Genomic DNA, 18,304 nt, shown 5'->3' on the forward strand with positions numbered 1-18,304 from the left:
ATGTTATTAAAAGAAGCACTGCAGAAAAATACCTCAGAATGTACTTCACTTTATGCTGTCAGAGAAGATTCCACAAACTATACGAATAATGAATCCAAAGGCAATCTTAGAGCAAGGTTGCTGAAGCGAATTCCACTAGAGCGGCTGATGGATTTGAAAATAGATTACGCCTTCAAACAGCTGTTTGGAAATGAAAAAAACAAAGAGATAACGGTTGTGTTTTTGAATGCCATATTACAAAAAACGGGTAGGGATCATATAAAGGATATTTCATTCAAGAACACAGAATCTGGTGGAGAATATGTTGATGATAAACAATCAAGACTAGATTTATTGGTATTAACCAATGCGGATGAATGGATTAATGTCGAGATTCAGTTCACAAACAAATTTGAGATGATTAAGCGTTCTATCTATTATTGGTCTGGTGCATATCGTAGACCTTTTAAAAAGAAGATGGCTTATCAGGAATTACGGCCAGTTATTGCGATTAATATTCTTAACTTCAACCTATTTAGGCAGACTAACAGGTTTCATACCACTTATCATCTATATGAAGATGATGAAAAATACAAACTAACAGATGTAATGGAATTTCATTTTATAGAAATGCCAAAACTGCTAAAGGATTGGAAAGAGGAGGCACTGGATCCATGGAATGATGTGCTTGCAAGATGGCTATTAATGCTGGGAATGATAAACCATAGAAACGATGAGATTTATCATGATATCTATAAGGAATTGGAGGAGATTTCCATGAAGGATAAATCATTACGTTCCGCTTTTCAAAATTGGGAAGAATTGAGTATGACGCCGGAACAATACCTTGCTTATGAATCACGATTAAAACAGGTAATGGATGAGGAAGCAGCTCAACGTGAGGCAGAACTTCGTGCACAAGAAGCAGAGAAAGAAGGAATGGAAAGAGGATTAGAAAAAGGAATAGAAAGAGGAATAGAGAAAGGAATGGAACAGGGGATTGAAAAGGGAATCGAAAAGGGGTTAGAGAAAGGAGATAAAAAAGCAAGGGAGAAGGTTGCAAGACGTCTTTTAGCAAAAGGGATGGAGATTGATTTTGTAGCTGAAACCACGAGTCTTCCAAAAGAAAGGATAATTGAGTTGCAAAACATATGAAAAAGGAAGAAGAATAATTGGGACAGGGACCGTGAGACGGAAAGACACGTTCACTGTCCCAGATTCTAGTTGCATTATCCTATTTAGTAACAGCTTAGTATAATAAAAGATATAAATATTAGTATAATAAAAGATATAAATATATGTTATTATCTTTGGTATCTGTTTTATGATCATATGTTTCTCTAGCGTAATATAGAGATTCACTTGTTTCCTCACTCTCACCATACTGGATAGATACACCATTGTATATCCACCTGTGTATGATTCAAATACGTAGTAACCTTTCTCTACTTCTTCCACAGATGTCATAAACTTTCTTGTAAATTATCAATGAAATGCAATGACTTTCGGAGTTCTTCTAGGCCCATTTCTGAAATGTCTTTTGAATGGTTCATACTACTACACCCTCCCATTATAAATAATTACAGAAACTAAAAATGATTACTTTTTTAACAAGTTGAGGCCCCTCTCTACTATTTTAAATTTTAAAACAGTTATCTGCAATGATATCACGGATTTATTAGCTGATTAATACCTATGTGTAAATTATAAAAAACAATACTTTAGTAACAGTTCGAAAATAAGGGGGACGGGCATAGGGTATGTAGTTTTGCTTTAGTAAAGTAAATACTTAATAAATGACAGACTTTGTACGGTTCCAAGGTGATGTCGCTCGATTTAGTAGGGTCGCGCGGTTTTCGTGGGGCTGTTGCATGACTTGACTATTGATTCGCTCGATTTCATGCGTTTGCCGAACGGTTCTGGGGCTATAGCTCGATTTGATTTCCGTGGTGTCCTCGCTCATTTCATCCGCTTCCCCAGCACGTTACTCGATTTTGGATGTTAACAGATTCTCACCGCATCAGGAAGCACGGGGATTTTTCTATCTTAAAAACAGAGTAAATACCGAATCGATGACAAACTCATGTATTTCCAGGATTCTGCAGCAAACAACTGAATAATTTTTCTAAAATTCACTATTGACAGTTTTCTGTTCAAGTGGTACGATATGTCTAACTTTAAAAACTGAATATTTTTCCTTATCAAGAGTCAGGATAGGAATCTGGTCCGATGATCCTGCAGCAACCTTCACTTAAAGATAGTTTAAGTGAAAAGGTGCTAATTCCAGCAAGCACAAAGCTTGATAGATGAGGGAGAGTGTAGTCGATTGATATAAACCTCTTCCTCTATGGAAGAGGTTTTTTAGTATACTTAAATACCTCTACCTTAATCAATCAATGTCATCCATACCCTAAAACCAACTAATTCTATTGGTATACACCACATATGCAAGGGAGGTGAAATTATAGGAAGTTTTATAAAAGATGAACAGTAGTTACTTAGGAAAGTACTTATTATTTAAAGGGAGATGGTATTCATGAAAAAACAAATTCGTTTAAATGGTTTTACACAAAATTCTGTTGCTCCACATTCTCCAGGATTATGGAGACACCCACAAGATCAAGGACAAAGACACGGCGATTTGGATTATTGGGTAGACTTAGCTAAATTACTTGAACACGGTAAATTTGATGCTCTATTTTTAGCGGATGTACATGGTATTTATGATGTATACGGAGGAAGTCACAAAGCTCCTGTTGAACATGCAGTACAAGTGCCCCTGCACAATCCATTGCTACAAATTTCCGCAATGGCAGCTGTGACGAAACATTTAGGGTTTGCACCTACATATTCGGCGACCTATACACAGCCTTATAAATTGGCACGTGATTTTTCAACATTAGATCATTTAACGAAAGGGCGTGTCGCTTGGAATATCGTGACATCGTATTTAAGAAGTGAGGCCATAAATTTAGGGTTGGAAGAACAAATGGAACATGATAAGCGTTATGAACGTGCAGATGAATATATGGAAGTTGTATATAAATTATGGGAACAAAGTTGGGAAGATGATGCGGTTATTGCAGATGTAGAAACAGGAGTATATGCCGATTCCAGCAAAGTTCATCCCATTGATCATGAAGGTGAATTTTTTAATGTACCAGGTGTCCATCTAGTCGAACCTTCTCCACAACGTACACCTGTCCTTTTTCAAGCGGGAGCCTCTACTAGAGGAAGAAATTTTGCGGCCAAACACGCTGAAGCCATCTTTACTACATTAGCTAACGACATATCTGAATTAAAAGCGTTTGTAACGGATATTAGAGAACGAGCGAAAAAAGCTGGTAGAAATCCAGGAGATATTAAAGTTTTTCCAGGTATTGTCCCAGTTGTAGGTGCAACAGAAGAAGAAGCAAAATTAAAATATGAGGAATTAACTTCCCATGTTAGTTACGAGGGAACATTAGCCTTATTGTCTGGCCATACTGGAGTAGACTTTTCTCAATATGATCCTGATCAATATGTAGAAAATCTAGATACAAATGCTTCTCATGGCTTTTTACAAAAATATACTGTTGCAAGTACAAACAGGCTGTGGACAGTAAGGGAAGCTGTACTTCATCACGGATTAGGAATTGGTGCAACAAAAATTATCGGTACTCCCGAACAAATTGCAGATGAATTGGAGCTAATGGCAAACGAAGGAGATGCCGATGGATTTAATATTATCCAAGCAGCAAGTCCTGGTACATTTGAGGATTTTATTGAACATGTGATACCTATACTACAAGAAAGAGGAAGCTTCCGTAAAGAGTACGAAGGAACAACCTTACGGGAAAATTTATTTGGTAAAGGGCACAAGTTTTTACCGGACTATCATCCAGCGAAAAATGTTTCCATACCAGGGCTGAGGGAAAGGTCTGGTGTCTCAATCTGAATATTGGATCTCTGAGACCGCTGGGACATGTTTGTCAATCCACTTGAAATAATTTAGGGGGGCTATGCATCATGAGGAAGGTTCTTTTACTTCAAACATACTCGGACAAATAGATTAGTTCTGCTTCAACTAGTGCGGTCACTCAATCTTTTGGGGCGTTCCTCACTCGATTTCGGGGTGAGGGACACTGGATTTGATGTCAGCCTCACTCGATTTTGAGGTGGTGGCGCCCGAATTAGAGGTGAGGCCGCGCCATTTTTTAACCCGATGTAGCCTGATTCGGTATTCGACTCACTTGTTTTGATAAGCACTTCCCGCTCAATTTTGACACCCAGCCCGCGTTTCCGTGGTGCCTGGTACTTCCCGAATTTTGTTGAATTTTGTCGGTTATATTTTTAGGCGTTTCAATAAAAACAAATTTTTGAAGAACACAGCTCTTGAATGAAAGAGGCGATGGAGTTTGATATAAGTATACGTACTATCCATCTGCCTATCCCTTCTGATATCTCACCATTCCCTTTACCACTTTTTCTCCTGCTACTTCCCCTCTAATTTCAAGCCATGGGGAATGACTTTGCCCCTCCCAATTAGTTGTATCTCATCATTGACAAATACCGGTTTCAAGAAATTCATTTCATACTCGGATACGAAAAAACGGGGTTCAAAGAGGGTAAAACAGATTTCTGCGCCAACTCCCATGATGAGCATTCCATACGCAATCGGCCTCTTAAAAGCCTCCATTTCAATTTACAAGAAGTAAAGCAGTTTTCATATGGAGAATGACTTAGATTCCCCTCCAATTGTTTGTTATTTTATCTTTTGCATTGTGTATTCACGCCCGTTGTAATCTACCATTTTACCTTCCTTTGCGTATAATCCTATTACAAAACTACCCTTTTTCATTGCATCAGTAAGATTTTCTACAAATAAGTGGTAAGGAGATAAAAGACTTGCAAGTACTTTCTTTTCTAATGTGAAAATTATGGATCCAAATAATAAATTTCTCGTTTGGATAGATTTACTGCGACAAATACTCTAGGTTCTTAGCCATTCGTTCATCCCTATATTCGAATAACTTTGTAACTCTATATTGCGTATATTTTTCAATGTAGTCTAAGCGGTTTGGAAGGCTGTCGCACGATTTAGACGCTAGATTGCTCGTTAAGCTATTGAGCTATGCAAAACGCTTTCACCTACCATCCCTCATAACACACCGCACAAAAAAATCAAGCACTATCAAAGTGCTCGATTTTTTATGGTTTCAAACTGGACTACTCTCTCCTAACATAAAACACCACATGCTTTAATCCAACTTTTTATCTATATTTTAAACCCATTTCGTCGTAATAACTTTCTTCCTTGTAAAAAATTGCAACCCATCTTTCCCATTAGCATGCAAATCCCCATAGAAGGAATCTTTCCATCCAGAGAATGGGAAGAATGCCATTGGTGCAGGGACACCGATATTAACCCCAAGCATTCCAGCATCAATAGTTTCACGGAACTGACGAACACTTCCACCATCTCTAGTAAAGATACATGCACCATTCGCAAATCGGGATTGATTAGTTAAATGAACAGCATCGTCCAAATCTTTCACACGTGCAATGGATAATACCGGTGCAAAGATTTCATCCTGCCAAATTTTCATTTCAGATGTAACATGATCAAAAATCGTAGGTCCAACGAAGTATCCTTCTTGTTTAACCGCTTCATCTTTTCTACCGTCACGAACGAGTTTGGCTCCTTCTTTTTCACCCGTTTCAATATAATTCATTGTGCGTTCCTTATGCTGCTCCCGAATTACTGGGCCTAGGAAAATCCCTTCATCTAAACCGTTGCCGATTTTAATTTCATTCGCTTTTTGTGTAAGCAAGGAAATAAATTCATCCGCAATCGACTCCTCAACCGCTACGACAGAGGCTGCCATACAACGTTCTCCAGCAGAACCGAATGCTGCATTCATAATTTGCGTTGTAGCATTATCTAAATTTGCGTCACTTAACACGATAGAATGGTTTTTAGCACCAGCAAGTGCCTGCACTCGTTTCAAATTGTCCGTTCCACGTTTATAAACATATTCTGCTACTGGTTGTGATCCAACAAAGGAAATGGCCGCTACTTTCTTATGATCTAACAAACCATTTACAACATCATGAGCCCCGTGAACGATATTAAATACACCCGCAGGCAATCCTGCTTCCTCCAATAACTCTGCTAAACGATTAGCCAATAATGGTGTACGTTCTGATGGCTTCATCACAAAGGTATTCCCTGTTGCAATCGCCATTGGGAACATCCAGCAAGGTACCATCATCGGAAAGTTAAATGGAGTAATTCCTCCAATAACACCGATTGGATAACGATACACACCAGATTCTAAGTCAGTTGCAATGGACGGAAGTTGTTCTCCCATCATTAAAGAAGGTGCACCTGCAGCAAATTCTACATTTTCAATCCCTCTTTGCACTTCCCCATATGCTTCCGCAAAATTTTTCCCATTTTCAATCGTTATCAATCTAGCAAGTTCATCCCAGTTATCTACTAGTAATTGCTGATATTTAAATAGAATGCGAGCACGTTTCGGTACAGCAACTTCCTTCCATGATTCAAAGGCCTCTTCGGCTACCTTTACTGCGTAGTCGACATCTTCTTGTGAGGAAATTGGTACGTTTGCAATAACTTCCCCAGTTGCAGGGTTATATACAGGTTCCGTCTTGTCTGCCTTCGCTTCTATCCATTTACCACCTACATAGTTTTTCACTGTTTGTACTGTTGTTTGTGTCAATTGAATTCCTCCTAACTATTTTATCTTACTGAATTACAGTTTCCTTTTCTTCCAATAATTGTCTTGCATCTTGGTATGTGAGGCCATGTGCTTCTGCAACGGCTTTATAAGTAACTTGGCCATTTACCGTATTAATCCCCTTATAAATAGCTTCATTTCCTTCACTTGCTTTCCTTAGTCCTTTGTTTGCTATTTGCAATGCATAAGGTAAAGTTACATTGGTTAGACCAAGTGAAGCGGTTTGCGGAACGGCTCCTGGCATGTTTGCTACCGCATAATGAACAACCCCATATTTCTCATATGTTGGATTATCATGCGTTGTAATACGATCACTGGTCTCAAAGATTCCTCCCTGATCGATTGCTACATCAACAATAACAGCTTTGTCCTTCATCGCTTTTACCATCTCTTCTGTCACCAGTTTAGGTGCTCTCGTACCCGGAATTAGCACAGCACCAATCACTAGGTCCGAATCAGCAACAGCTTCAGCAATATTGAATGGATTGGACATAATCGTATTTACCTGATTTCCGAATAATTCATCCAACTCTCTTAAACGGGCAGGGCTCAGATCCAGAATACTTACTTCTGCACCAAGTCCAAGGGCGATCTTGGCGGCATTGGTTCCTACAACTCCCCCACCAATAATCGTTACTTTTCCTCTTTTCACACCAGGGATTCCACTTAGTAAAATACCCTTTCCACCACGAGTTTTTTCCAAAAATTGTGCACCAATTTGCGTGGCAATTCTTCCAGCAACTTCACTCATAGGTGCTAATAAAGGAAGGGATCCATCTTTTTCCTGAACCGTTTCATAAGCAATACTCGTAACCTTTGATTCTATTAGAGAATTTGTCAAATCCGGTTCTGCAGCTAAGTGTAAATAAGTGAATAATAGTAAGTCCTCTCGGAAATATTTATATTCCTCTGGTAATGGCTCTTTCACCTTCATCACCATTTCCTGAGACCAGACTTCTTCTGTCGTCCCAACAATTCTAGCACCAGATTTCTTATATTCTTCATCCGTAATGCCTGAGCCAAGACCTGCCCCAGCTTCGATAACCACTTCATGGCCTGCCTTAACGAGGGCATCCGCCCCTGATGGAGCAATGGCAACCCGATTTTCATTGTTCTTTATTTCTTTTGGTATACCGATTTTCATTACATTTCCCCCTTTTGCTTATACCTCATTTTCTTTAAAAACTTTCCTTAAAACAGCAATAATATAATCAATATCTTCATCTTTAGAAGATAATGGAGGGCTAAGGGTTAGAATGTTATTATGACCCGCAACGGTATCTCCATTTTTACCAATGATTAAACCATTATCTTTACATGCTGCGATTAGTTTTCCAACCCGTTCTTTAGGGGCTGGTTCTTTAGTCACTTTATCCTCTACCATTTCTATTCCAACTAATAAACCAAGGCCTCGTATATCACCAACCGTTGTATAACTTTTCAGCTCATCTAACCCATTTAAAAGACGATTACCTAATTCTACAGAGCGGTCAAATAAATTTTCTCTCTCCATAATTTCAATATTTTTTAGTGCCAACGCACAAGCAGCAGGATTTCCTCCAAATGTATTTACATGGCGAAAATAACTGTTATCTTCACCACTCTTAAATTTTTCGTAAATATCTTTTCGAACCGCGGTTACCGATAATGGTAAATACGCACTTGTTAAACCTTTTGCCATCGTAATCATATCTGGTTTTATATTAAAATGCTTATGCCCGAAAGACTTACCAGTTCTTCCAAATCCACAAATCACCTCGTCGATGATAAGAAGGACTCCATGACGTTTACAAATTCTCTCCACTTCTTGTACATAAACTGGATGGGGAATAAGTACGCCACCACCAGTTATTAACGGCTCCATGATGACTGCAGCAATGGTTTCTTTTTGTTCCCAAATAATCGTTTCTTCAATTTCTCTTGCTCTTTGTAAATTATATTCTTCTATAGATATCCCTTCTGGTTTCCGGTAATTATCTGGTGGTGCAACATGTAAAAACCCGGAAGAAAGCGGTTCGTACTTATATTTTCTTAATGCTTGCCCTGTGGCTGATAGCGCTCCCATTGAACTTCCATGATAAGCACGATACCTGGAAAGAATTTTATAACGATTTGTATCGCCATTCTGCTGATGATATTGACGGGCCATCTTAAATGCCACTTCATTAGCATCTGAACCACTGTTGGAGTAAAAAATCATATATTCATCATCAAGCATTTCATTTAACTTTTCAGATAACTGGATAGCCGGTAGATGACTTTGTGTCATCGGTGTATAAGCCATTTTCTTGATTTGTTCATAGGCTGCTTGTGCTAATTCCTCACGACCATAGCCAACATTAACACACCATAACCCGGACATTCCGTCTAAGTACCTGTTCCCATTATGGTCCGTAATCCAGGAACCTTCCCCTTCCTCCACAATCATCGGAGGATTTTTTTCACTATAAGGTGAAATATGATGCCAAACGTTTTGGCGATCTTTTTCAACCAGGGACTGCTTTTCTAACATTTCCATCCATACCTTCTCCTTTCATATGGCTCACTTTTTAACAAATCGTCCACTTTGTAATACCTGATATTCCTTACTTCAAGAATTCTACTTATTGGATTTGACACAGTTTTTATTATATTACATAATTTATTTTATAAAGTTTTGCAGAAGATAGCATTTTACATAATGTAAAATCATTTCATTTTTTCTTTTACGATGTGGAGGGCTTGCAATGGAAAGCTGGAAAGTAACGATAAAGGATGTACTGGCCAGAGACATATTTAATCACGCAAAATTAATTGCGGGACTAGGAGGTGGATACCGGGAAGTTAAGTGGACACATATTTTGGAAATGGATGATTTTGAGTCGTTTATAAATGGAGGCGAATTGATTCTAACTACCGGATCTAACATCCAATTTGATTCACCGGTTGGAATTCCAAAGATTAATAAACTGATTGAGAAAGATGTTGCAGGGATTTGTATTGAATTAGGAACAAATGTGACCGAGGTATCCCCTGCAATTATAGAATTTGCCAACCAACATAACTTTCCCATTATCACCTTTGAACAAATCGTCAAATTTGTAGATATCACCCAAGACTTACATACCATCCTTATTAACCATCATCATCAAATGCTGAATAAACTTCATGTACTTTCCAAGCAATTTAATGAACTTTCTTTAGAACCAAATGGCATTTTAAAAATCCTAAAAGAATTACATTACCATTTTGATAGTGCCGTTTTACTTTTGACCGATGACACAAAAACGTTCTATTATCCTCCTAAAATTAAAAATCGCACAGAGTCTATTCATTCACTTATGGATAAATTAATGAAAATAGAACCTTACAAAGAACATCTATTGGATAATGAATACTATATTTTCTTCCCGATTAAAGGACTTGGACACTCATGGGGAAATTTATGCTTACAAAAGAGGGAGAATGACTTGGATGAATTTTCATTTTCCATCATAGACCGTGCTGCCTTGGCCATCGCGCAAATCATGCTGCGAAATAGAACCATAGAAGAAAGAAAGCAAAACCAGGAGGAAGAAATCGTTCAAAAATTAGTGAATGGAGAGGAATACCACTCCTCGGAGATTAATAAAGTACTGCCTTCCCCTGCGAAAAACCTTTTTTATAGAGTCATTCTTATAGAGAGTAGCTCAAATAATAAAGATATGAAAGAAGAGGATTGGGAAGAAATAAAGCTGCAGCAATCAATCATTTTAAGGTCCTTATTTAAAAATTACGGATTTTTCCCTGCCATGTCCGTGACCAAAGATAAAATTGCAATTATCGCTTCTTTTTATAAAAATGGTAATGCCAAAAAAGATACAGAGAGCTTTATTCAGGTCACCAATGCAATGAAACAAATTCAGGAGAAAAATGTTCTTGTTGGAAATGATCTTTCTGTTGGTATCAGTAAACCTCAAAAGGATTTTTCATATATTGCGCAATGCTATCAGGAAGCAAACGACGTACTCTTTATACAGAAAACGAATATTTTGAATGCCTTGTTTTATGAAGAGATTGGGGTTTACCGGTTGTTAATTTCATTGTTTAATCATGAAGAATTGGAGTCGTTTGTATGGGACCACTTGGGACCTCTATTAGAATATGATCAAAAAATGAAAGGAAACCTGCTTATAACCCTTTCTGTTTATCTTGAAACAATGGGTTCCAAAAAGGAAACTGCGGACCGTCTATTCATTGTCCGACAAACACTGTATCATCGTTTAGAGAAAATCAAGGAGTTACTAGGAGAAGAATTTATGGAACCCGTAAACCGGCAGGCTATTGAGTTAGCTGTTAGTGCCTACTCACTCATCCATAATAATTCAGAAAATGATAATATAACATTACAATAAGCTTGCTAATCGTCCATTTCCCGCAAACCATAAGGAGTCATAGCAAATCTGTGATTCCTTATGATGGATATCGTAATCGTTGTCTAATGATCGTTTTTCTTATACTTAGGACCTTAAAATTTTAGCTACGGCGATTGTCATTCTTTGCTAAAATTTTATACTTTCCCAAAGTGAAAATAAGCCTGGTTTAACCAGAGCTTATTTTATTATGGAATTTTAACTGAATAACACCACCATCAGCAAAAATTTGTACTTCAGCTATCCTTTGAACCTCAAGCTTTTTAATAAAGGAACGCGATAGGTTTGCTAATGGCAGTCCGTATCCTTTCAGCCAGGAATTCGCCATCTATTTTTAGCATACCTTTATTATACTCCACAAAAATACCCACTTTTTCACTGACCTCGAACCGTCCCGATGCTTCTCATATTATTTTGATTATTCGAAGATGGGGAGTCTGTTACTTAGTTCTGGATGTTGGGCCTGGTAAGGTGCAATGTTTATGGAACAGAATAGAATTCTTAAGTGTAGCAAGATCGACACAAACGTTGAGAGGAATGTGCAGTTGTTTTTGAAATATTAATCATTGATGTATTAGGTAAATGAGTCTAATATATATTTATATAGTGTATTGAGATGAAATGAGGTTGAAAATAGTGGGAAGTATAAGATTGAGTAATCCGAAAAGAAATTATAATACTAAAAATTGTAAAGAGAATTGGTTTGATTATTATGCAGGATACTCACCAGAATTTGTTGAAGATACGATAAAATATCTAAATCTCCCTTCGAACTCAATTATTCTAGATCCATGGAATGGTATTGGTACTACGACACAAGTTGTTGAAGAGTTAGGATATAGAGCGATTGGTTATGACATCAATCCTGTAATGGTAATAGTCGCAAAAGCGAAGAGAATTGATTATATAAGTTTGGTAAATGCTGAAAAGGAAAGCAATGAATTAATTAATAAAGGAAAATCATACTATTTAACAGATGAGCATGTACAGACTGATCCACTCGGTGTATGGTTAAATCCATGTAGTATTTTACCATTTAGGAAATTGGAAAGGGCTATTTTGGAGAAAAATGAAATTCATGATAAAAAAAAATTGCAAGTAAAGAATTATGAAAACATATCAAATGAAGTTGCATTTTATTACTTAGCCTTATTTAAGACAATAAAGGAGCTTTTATCTGTATTTAGATCATCAAATCCAACCTGGGTAAAGAGACCAAAATTAGCAAGTGAAAGAATAAATGTTAATGAAAGTATAGTATATGAATCATTCTTAAATAATATATCTAAAATGGCATCCTCTGTTGATTTAGAAAGCCCAAATTTAATTAATAAAAAAAACAATGATATTATCCTATCTGTTAGTACATCTGAATCTTTACCTCTTCCTAATGATTCCGTAGATGCGATTATTGCATCACCTCCATATTGTACGAGAATAGACTATGCTATTGCTACCGTTTTAGAATTAGCATTATTAGGATTTTCTTCAGATGAATATTTTAGTACTTTAAGAAATAAGATGATAGGTACACCTACAATCTCAAAAGAAGAAATAGTAGTTAAAAATGAATGGGGCAAAACCGCTAATTATTTCTTGAAATTAGTTTCTGAACATGAATCTAAAGCATCTCTTTCATATTATTATAAAATATATCTACAATATTTTAATTCAATGTATAGGTCGCTTAAAGAAATAAATCGTGTCATGAAAAAAGGAAGTCACTGTGTTTTGGTAGTTCAAGACTCTTACTATAAGGATATATTGATAGATTTATCGGCTGTTTTTTCGGAAATGGTAGAAGAGGTATCTTGGAAGATTGAAAACAAGATAAGCTATCATAACAAACGGACTTTAGCCTCAATCCATCAAGGGACCAAAAAATACAGAAAAAACTCTTCTGTAAAAGAGACTGCATTAATATTCCAAAAAAAAGAATAGGGTGGTGTTTTATTTGTCAGGTGGTATCGATTTAGTGAATGCTGTTGATCAAAAAATAGAAAAAGTAAGAACAAAAAGTTTGGATTTGTCTTTTAATGAATTAATGGATATGTACGAGGATGGAGAACTTTTGATATCTCCAGATTATCAAAGGCTATTTAGATGGACTGAAGGGAGTCAGTCAAGATTTATAGAATCGTTAATTCTTGAAATGCCAGTTCCGCCTATTTTTTTCATTGAGCGAGAAGAGGGTGTTTATGAATTAATAGATGGCTTACAACGAATTTCTTCTTATTTACATTTTAGAGGAAAAATGAAGATGGTACTTTTAAAAGACTTGAATTAAGTGATTGCGATATTGTACCTGAATTAAATGGACATACCTATGATGATTTACCAAAAGCTTTGGCTATTAAGTTAAAGAGAAACTTTATTCGAGTGGAGATTTTGAGAAAAGAAAGCGACCAGCGGCTAAGGTATTATATGTTTAAAAGGTTAAACACTGGTGGTGAAAACCTTAAGCCACAGGAGATTAGAAACAGTACAATTAAATTATTGAATGATGATTTTAACCAATTTATTGTGAAAATGAGTAATGTGGATTCATTTAAAAATTGTATAAGTAATATATCCAGTGAAAAAAAGAGCAACGATATGATCAAGAGCTTGTACTTAGATTTTTTGCATTTAAAAATTACCGAGACAACTATAAACATGATGTGGGAGAATTCTTAACAGATTATTTGGAAGAAGTTTCTGACCCAGAGAACACCACTGTGGTATTCGATTATGAAAAAGAAGAAAAACTGTTCAAAAAGACATTTGAGATACTAAGTAAAACGTTAGATAATCAAATATTTTCAGGAACAAATAAGCATGGTAACTTGATAACTAGGTTTTTAACTTATCATTATGAAGCTTTTTCCTTGGGTATTCAGAAGGTTCTAGAGGAAGTTGATACTACCAACACAGATATGATTGAAAAACTAAAAAAAGAATTTATGAATATAAAGAATGATGCCGATTTTCGAAAGATGACAACTGGCGGAGGTAAGAATTACTCTGCACCTCTTAACGGAAGAATAAATTTTGTGGAAAAAAGAGTTGAGCGGTTACTATGAATATTTTAGATATCCGTGCACAGATTGAAGAAGAAATTACATGGAGATCAAATGAAATCCGCTTTTTAAAAAATCAGTTATCCAATATCTCTAAGGAAAGTGATAGGGAGAAATATCGTAAGTCACTTGTTGTTATGCTTTATTCACATTATGAAGGATTCTGCAAAACATTATTTCTGATTTACGTACACGAGATCAATATAAAAAGAATTTCTAGATCTCAAGTAAACAATTTTATTGCCACTGCTTCATTTGAGGAAGCATTTAGGGCTTATGATAACAAAGATAAAAAAAATAAATTCTTTAAAAAGTTATTGCCTGAAGATGAAAAATTACATAGGTATTCTCGTCAAGTAGACTTCTTAAGTGCTATGGACGACCTTTGGAAGGAAAAAGTAGTAATTCCTGAAAAGATAATAGATACCGAATCCAACCTAAAGCCTGTAGTTCTAAGGAAGTTACTTTTTAGACTAGGATTTCCATATGATAGTTTTGCGCATTATGAAGGTAAAATAGACCTTTTATTAAATAAAAGAAATAATATTGCACATGGAACTGAAAAAGAGGGTATTAATGAAGACGATTATAATAAAATTGAAAAAGCGACATTTGGTATTATAGATGAACTTAAAATCATGATTATTAAGGCACTGGAAAATAAGGTATACCTTAAAGAGGGGATAACATGATCTACCTTTATTAATTAAAATCAATAGTATTGGGATTAATTGAATCTTGGCTATGGGGTTGGCCATCGCTACGTAAATGTGCTTAAGTATATAATATATGAAAGGAGAGTAGGTTCCTGCGATCTACTCTCCTTAATTAATAGATAATATTATAGAATATAGCTATAATTATAAGTAAGGTAACTACATAAAGAGGATGGGCGGTTGGCCATCTCCCAAAGGAGCGATGTGGTTTGTAGGCTATGATGTCAGACCCCCATTGCCTGGGAGCCACTCTCCTTTTAGCCTTGTGCACTTTAGCACATTAACGCAGCTGGAAGCTGACCCATTGGCCCAAGCCGGGGTGCTTTAATGGTGCCTGTTACTTCCCGAATTTTGTCGAATAGAATCGATTTTTACTTACAATGCCCTCGGACAGGTTCACTGCCCCAATAATCAATCAAACACATTATGCCTTGGCCTAACTCAATCTATAATTCTATTCTCATAGACTCCCCCCTATCCCTCCATCTCAAAATCCTTTATAATAGTCTACGAGGTGTTTATAATGAGCAACAAAAACAATGCAAATAGAGAATTAGAAAAGAACATAAAGTATCCTTTAACTGGATTAGAAGATATGAGAACAGATCTCAGGAATAATTTAGAACAGAGATACTGGGGAAACGGCGTAAATGTTCCTTTTACGTTACATGAAGGATTAAGTAACTATAGGAAATACGAATTAGAGGATATAAGAAAGTTTTTCGAATTAAAAGGGGTAAGCAGTTTTAATAAAGCCAAACTCATCGCAGTATTAGAAGAAAAAATACCCGAGCTTCTTGAAGAAGTATGCCTTGGGTGGGATACCGAGCGCTTTAGGCTGTTAACCAAAATAGCGAAAAACGGTGGTTATATCCCTTCGCCTGATTTAGAATCATTTAAAATCCAATATCTTCGTAATAGCGGTATCATTTATACTGGAACGTTTCAGAATAAAAATGTTTTAGCATTGCCTGTTGAATTAATTGAACCAGTCCTTTCCCTGGAAAGAAATATGAAAGTAAGGGCTGCAGTAAAGAGAAATACAGAATGGATCAAGCTTACTAATGGGATGTTACATTATTATGGAACATTAAATGTTACACAATTAGAAAAGCTACTGGAATCTTATGTCACAGATCTCTTCACTTTTTCAGAATATATTTCCTTCATTTACAATGGAGAGGATTATTATAAGACGTACTATATTAATGAATATGGTTTGTCAAACGTGTATGTAACCAATCCGGAATTAGTGACAAGGGAACAACGGATGAGAAAAGATGTCTCCTTTTATCCCTTTTCGAAAAATCAGCTTCTCCAGGCCAGTGAACTAGACTTTATGGAAAAGAACGAAAGCTATATCCAATTATTCAACCACATCATGCAGCATTATGAAATTACGGAAGAGGGAGCATGGAGTATTTTAGAAGACTGTGTGCTTGCAACGAAGGATGGAGACAGTCTGCAAGATGTGATGGAATATTTAGCCGATACATTTGAATTTAATGGAATAGATGAGATGCAGGCATTCATGGACAAAGTGGTTAATTTAATGAATAACACGAAACAATGGTTTTTGAAAGGTTATTCATCATTGGAGTTAAGAGCACAGGAAGAAGGAACGCTACAGCCATTACCAAAAACGAAATTCAAATCTAGTAAAAGTAATAAAAAAGAAAAAGTTGGTAGAAATGATCCTTGTCCATGTGGAAGTGGGAAAAAGTATAAGAAATGTTGTGGGAGATAATTGTAGGTAGCGTTAGAGACACGTTAAATTCTTGGTGTAAGGTTGGGAGTCGCGCGATTTACGTTTATCTTCGTGCGATTTCATTCGGCTCTCGCGTGGTATAATTAAATAATTGATTATAAAGAACTGGGAATACGCTTATAACCCTACAACACACTAAAATTCGACATTTTTTGACAAAATCCGGGAAGTAACAGGCACCCATCCTCCAGACCCCAGCAACCATACCATATGATGGAGGGATGATAACATGGAAAGAGAAGCAAAACATCACGAGGTTGACCTTAAAAAAGAAGAAAAAGTATAAAAAAAGGAACAAGGTCTAATAAACACCCCGTTCCCTTTTTTTAATTTCAAACCTAAATCCTTTAACCATCGATACATGGCCAATGCGTCTAACCCATCTATTCTAAATTAGCATGCCTTCCATACATAGTTTTGGCGGTTAATCCTTTTTTGGACATTAATTTTAAAATTATCGCATCATACACCAATAAGAGCGATTGTTCAAATAAGGACCCCATAGGCTGTACGGACTCCTTGCTGTCATCATTTCCTTTTGTTTGCGCTTCTATTTTGATGCTTAAGTCTGATAATTGAGCAATTGTTGATTCCGGGTTAATCGTCATAACAGCTATTTTCGCCCCGATACTTTTTGCTTTTTCCGCCATCACGACAAGTGTTTTTGTTTCACCTGAACCACTGCCAATAATAAACAGATCATTTTCTTCTAAGTTCGGAGTCACGGTCTCTCCAACAACATAAGCATCCAGCCCCATATGCATCATACGCATTGCAAATGCTTTTGCCATTAGACCAGAGCGACCTGCACCAGCAACCATTACTTTCCCTGCTCGTAAAATCTCATCAGCAAATTTTTCCATTTCTTCATGATTGATAGTGTTGAGTGACTTTTCGATTTCCTTTAATATAGTAGTAGTGTAAGTAGTTTCTGAGAATACCATTTAAGCAATTACCCCTTGTTCCATTTGTTCCTTCATGCTTTTAGCTACTGCATTTTTATTTTCCTGGTTAGCAATTCCCCCACCAACAATAATCAAATCCGGTTTTGCGTTAATGGCTTCCTGCAGCTTTTCTTGTTTGATTCCACCAGCAATTGCTGTTTTAGCATTTTTGACTACTTTTTTAATCTTATGAAGGTCTGCAAATGAATCTTTACCCTCCGCTTGCAAATCATATCCCGTATGGACACAAATATAATCAGCTCCAAGCTTGTCAATTTCTTCCGCACGCGCTTGAATATCTTTGACACCTATCATATCTACTAAAATTTCTACTCCCTGTTTTTTCGCTTCTTCTATTGCCCCTTTAATGGAAGCATCTTCTGCCTGTGCTAAAATCGTGACAATATCAGCCCCTTCTTCAGCCGCTCCAGCAACTTCATAACCCGCTGCATCCATAATTTTCTCATCTGCCAACACTTGAAGATTAGGAAATGCCTTCTTCATTTCTTTCACTGCACGAAGCCCTTCTCTATTAATGACAGGTGTACCAAGTTCGACAATATCAATATATTCTTTAACCTCACTTACTATTTCAATGGCTTCCTCTGTATTAACAAGATCTAATGCTAATTGTAATTTCATGTATGTCTTCCCCTTCCTGAAAATGGTTTACCACTTTACTATAAAACGAACTATCTCAATTT

General features: G+C 36.5%; 14 protein-coding genes and 1 riboswitch. Of the genes, 8 read left to right on the plus strand and 6 right to left on the minus strand.

The features are described from left to right. A complete protein-coding gene (locus tag GMJ66_RS12025; protein ID WP_156290572.1) occupies nucleotides 1–1,134 on the plus strand; it encodes an Rpn family recombination-promoting nuclease/putative transposase in 1,134 nt (377 codons plus the stop codon). Between the two features lie 1,040 nt (nucleotides 1,135–2,174). Continuing rightward, nucleotides 2,175–2,292: riboswitch (SAM riboswitch) on the plus strand. Between the two features lie 223 nt (nucleotides 2,293–2,515). Next, the gene (locus GMJ66_RS12030; protein ID WP_156290573.1) at nucleotides 2,516–3,916 is read left to right on the plus strand and encodes an LLM class flavin-dependent oxidoreductase; all 1,401 of its coding nucleotides are present in this window, start codon (nucleotides 2,516–2,518) and stop codon (nucleotides 3,914–3,916) included. 537 nt (nucleotides 3,917–4,453) lie between these two features. Here the strand turns inward: GMJ66_RS12030 and GMJ66_RS21190 are convergent. From GMJ66_RS21190 to GMJ66_RS12050, 4 genes are all read right to left on the minus strand, one after another. Continuing rightward, complete coding sequence (locus GMJ66_RS21190) at nucleotides 4,454–4,657, minus strand: MaoC/PaaZ C-terminal domain-containing protein (RefSeq protein WP_156290574.1); 204 nt, start codon at nucleotides 4,655–4,657, stop codon at nucleotides 4,454–4,456. A 586-nt stretch (nucleotides 4,658–5,243) separates the two neighbouring features. Beyond that, nucleotides 5,244–6,704 carry a CoA-acylating methylmalonate-semialdehyde dehydrogenase gene (locus tag GMJ66_RS12040; RefSeq protein ID WP_156290575.1) on the minus strand — a complete coding sequence of 487 codons (1,461 nt, stop codon included), beginning with the start codon at nucleotides 6,702–6,704 and terminating at the stop codon, nucleotides 5,244–5,246. A gap of 25 nt (nucleotides 6,705–6,729) precedes the next feature. After that, entirely contained in the window at nucleotides 6,730–7,866 is a 1,137-nt protein-coding gene (gene ald, locus GMJ66_RS12045) for an alanine dehydrogenase (protein WP_156290576.1), read from the minus strand. Nucleotides 7,867–7,884: 18 nt separating this feature from the next. Further along, complete coding sequence (locus GMJ66_RS12050) at nucleotides 7,885–9,240, minus strand: aspartate aminotransferase family protein (RefSeq protein WP_156290577.1); 1,356 nt, start codon at nucleotides 9,238–9,240, stop codon at nucleotides 7,885–7,887. Nucleotides 9,241–9,448: 208 nt separating this feature from the next. Here GMJ66_RS12050 and GMJ66_RS12055 point away from each other — a divergent pair, with 208 nt between their 5' ends. The 6 genes from GMJ66_RS12055 to GMJ66_RS12075 all read left to right on the plus strand — a co-directional run bounded on the left by GMJ66_RS12055 (nucleotide 9,449) and on the right by GMJ66_RS12075 (nucleotide 16,635). Then, nucleotides 9,449–11,095 carry a PucR family transcriptional regulator gene (locus GMJ66_RS12055; RefSeq protein ID WP_156290578.1) on the plus strand — a complete coding sequence of 549 codons (1,647 nt, stop codon included), beginning with the start codon at nucleotides 9,449–9,451 and terminating at the stop codon, nucleotides 11,093–11,095. 669 nt (nucleotides 11,096–11,764) lie between these two features. Beyond that, nucleotides 11,765–13,054, plus strand: coding sequence for a DNA methyltransferase (locus GMJ66_RS12060; protein WP_197046683.1), 1,290 nt, complete (start codon nucleotides 11,765–11,767; stop codon nucleotides 13,052–13,054). Nucleotides 13,055–13,067: 13 nt separating this feature from the next. Further along, nucleotides 13,068–13,400, plus strand: a complete 333-nt coding sequence (locus GMJ66_RS20720; protein ID WP_231514910.1) for a DUF262 domain-containing protein — start codon at nucleotides 13,068–13,070, stop codon at nucleotides 13,398–13,400. Between the two features lie 397 nt (nucleotides 13,401–13,797). Next, on the plus strand, nucleotides 13,798–14,175 hold the full coding sequence (locus tag GMJ66_RS20725) for a hypothetical protein (RefSeq protein WP_231514911.1): 378 nt from the start codon (nucleotides 13,798–13,800) through the stop codon (nucleotides 14,173–14,175). After that, the gene (locus GMJ66_RS12070; RefSeq protein WP_156290580.1) at nucleotides 14,172–14,864 is read left to right on the plus strand and encodes an MAE_28990/MAE_18760 family HEPN-like nuclease; all 693 of its coding nucleotides are present in this window, start codon (nucleotides 14,172–14,174) and stop codon (nucleotides 14,862–14,864) included. Before GMJ66_RS20725 ends, GMJ66_RS12070 begins: the two co-directional genes overlap by 4 nt. 547 nt (nucleotides 14,865–15,411) lie before the next feature. Continuing rightward, nucleotides 15,412–16,635: a YecA family protein gene (locus tag GMJ66_RS12075; protein WP_156290581.1), complete on the plus strand. Its 1,224-nt coding sequence runs from the start codon at nucleotides 15,412–15,414 to the stop codon at nucleotides 16,633–16,635. A 404-nt stretch (nucleotides 16,636–17,039) separates the two neighbouring features. On the opposite strand, the gene hxlB is transcribed toward GMJ66_RS12075, so the two are convergent. Further along, nucleotides 17,040–17,600: a 6-phospho-3-hexuloisomerase gene (gene hxlB / locus GMJ66_RS12080; protein ID WP_156290582.1), complete on the minus strand. Its 561-nt coding sequence runs from the start codon at nucleotides 17,598–17,600 to the stop codon at nucleotides 17,040–17,042. After that, nucleotides 17,601–18,242, minus strand: a complete 642-nt coding sequence (hxlA, locus tag GMJ66_RS12085) for a 3-hexulose-6-phosphate synthase (protein ID WP_156290583.1) — start codon at nucleotides 18,240–18,242, stop codon at nucleotides 17,601–17,603. It abuts the gene before it with no gap. Nucleotides 18,243–18,304: the final 62 nt, after the last annotated feature.

Source organism: Oceanobacillus salinisoli (assembly GCF_009733865.1).
GTDB lineage: Bacteria > Bacillota > Bacilli > Bacillales > Amphibacillaceae > Oceanobacillus > Oceanobacillus salinisoli.

What these genes read in the sequence shown, in the direction of transcription:
- GMJ66_RS12025 (WP_156290572.1), top strand. Translation starts at nt 1, where the DNA reads ATGTTATTAAAAGAAGCACTGCAGAAAAATACCTCAGAATGTACTTCA.
- GMJ66_RS12030 (WP_156290573.1), top strand. Translation starts at nt 2,516, where the DNA reads ATGAAAAAACAAATTCGTTTAAATGGTTTTACACAAAATTCTGTTGCT.
- GMJ66_RS21190 (WP_156290574.1), bottom strand. Translation starts at nt 4,657, where the DNA reads ATGGAGGCTTTTAAGAGGCCGATTGCGTATGGAATGCTCATCATGGGA.
- ald (WP_156290576.1), bottom strand. Translation starts at nt 7,866, where the DNA reads ATGAAAATCGGTATACCAAAAGAAATAAAGAACAATGAAAATCGGGTT.
- GMJ66_RS12050 (WP_156290577.1), bottom strand. Translation starts at nt 9,240, where the DNA reads ATGGAAATGTTAGAAAAGCAGTCCCTGGTTGAAAAAGATCGCCAAAAC.
- GMJ66_RS12055 (WP_156290578.1), top strand. Translation starts at nt 9,449, where the DNA reads ATGGAAAGCTGGAAAGTAACGATAAAGGATGTACTGGCCAGAGACATA.
- GMJ66_RS12070 (WP_156290580.1), top strand. Translation starts at nt 14,172, where the DNA reads ATGAATATTTTAGATATCCGTGCACAGATTGAAGAAGAAATTACATGG.
- GMJ66_RS12075 (WP_156290581.1), top strand. Translation starts at nt 15,412, where the DNA reads ATGAGCAACAAAAACAATGCAAATAGAGAATTAGAAAAGAACATAAAG.
- hxlB (WP_156290582.1), bottom strand. Translation starts at nt 17,600, where the DNA reads ATGGTATTCTCAGAAACTACTTACACTACTACTATATTAAAGGAAATC.
- hxlA (WP_156290583.1), bottom strand. Translation starts at nt 18,242, where the DNA reads ATGAAATTACAATTAGCATTAGATCTTGTTAATACAGAGGAAGCCATT.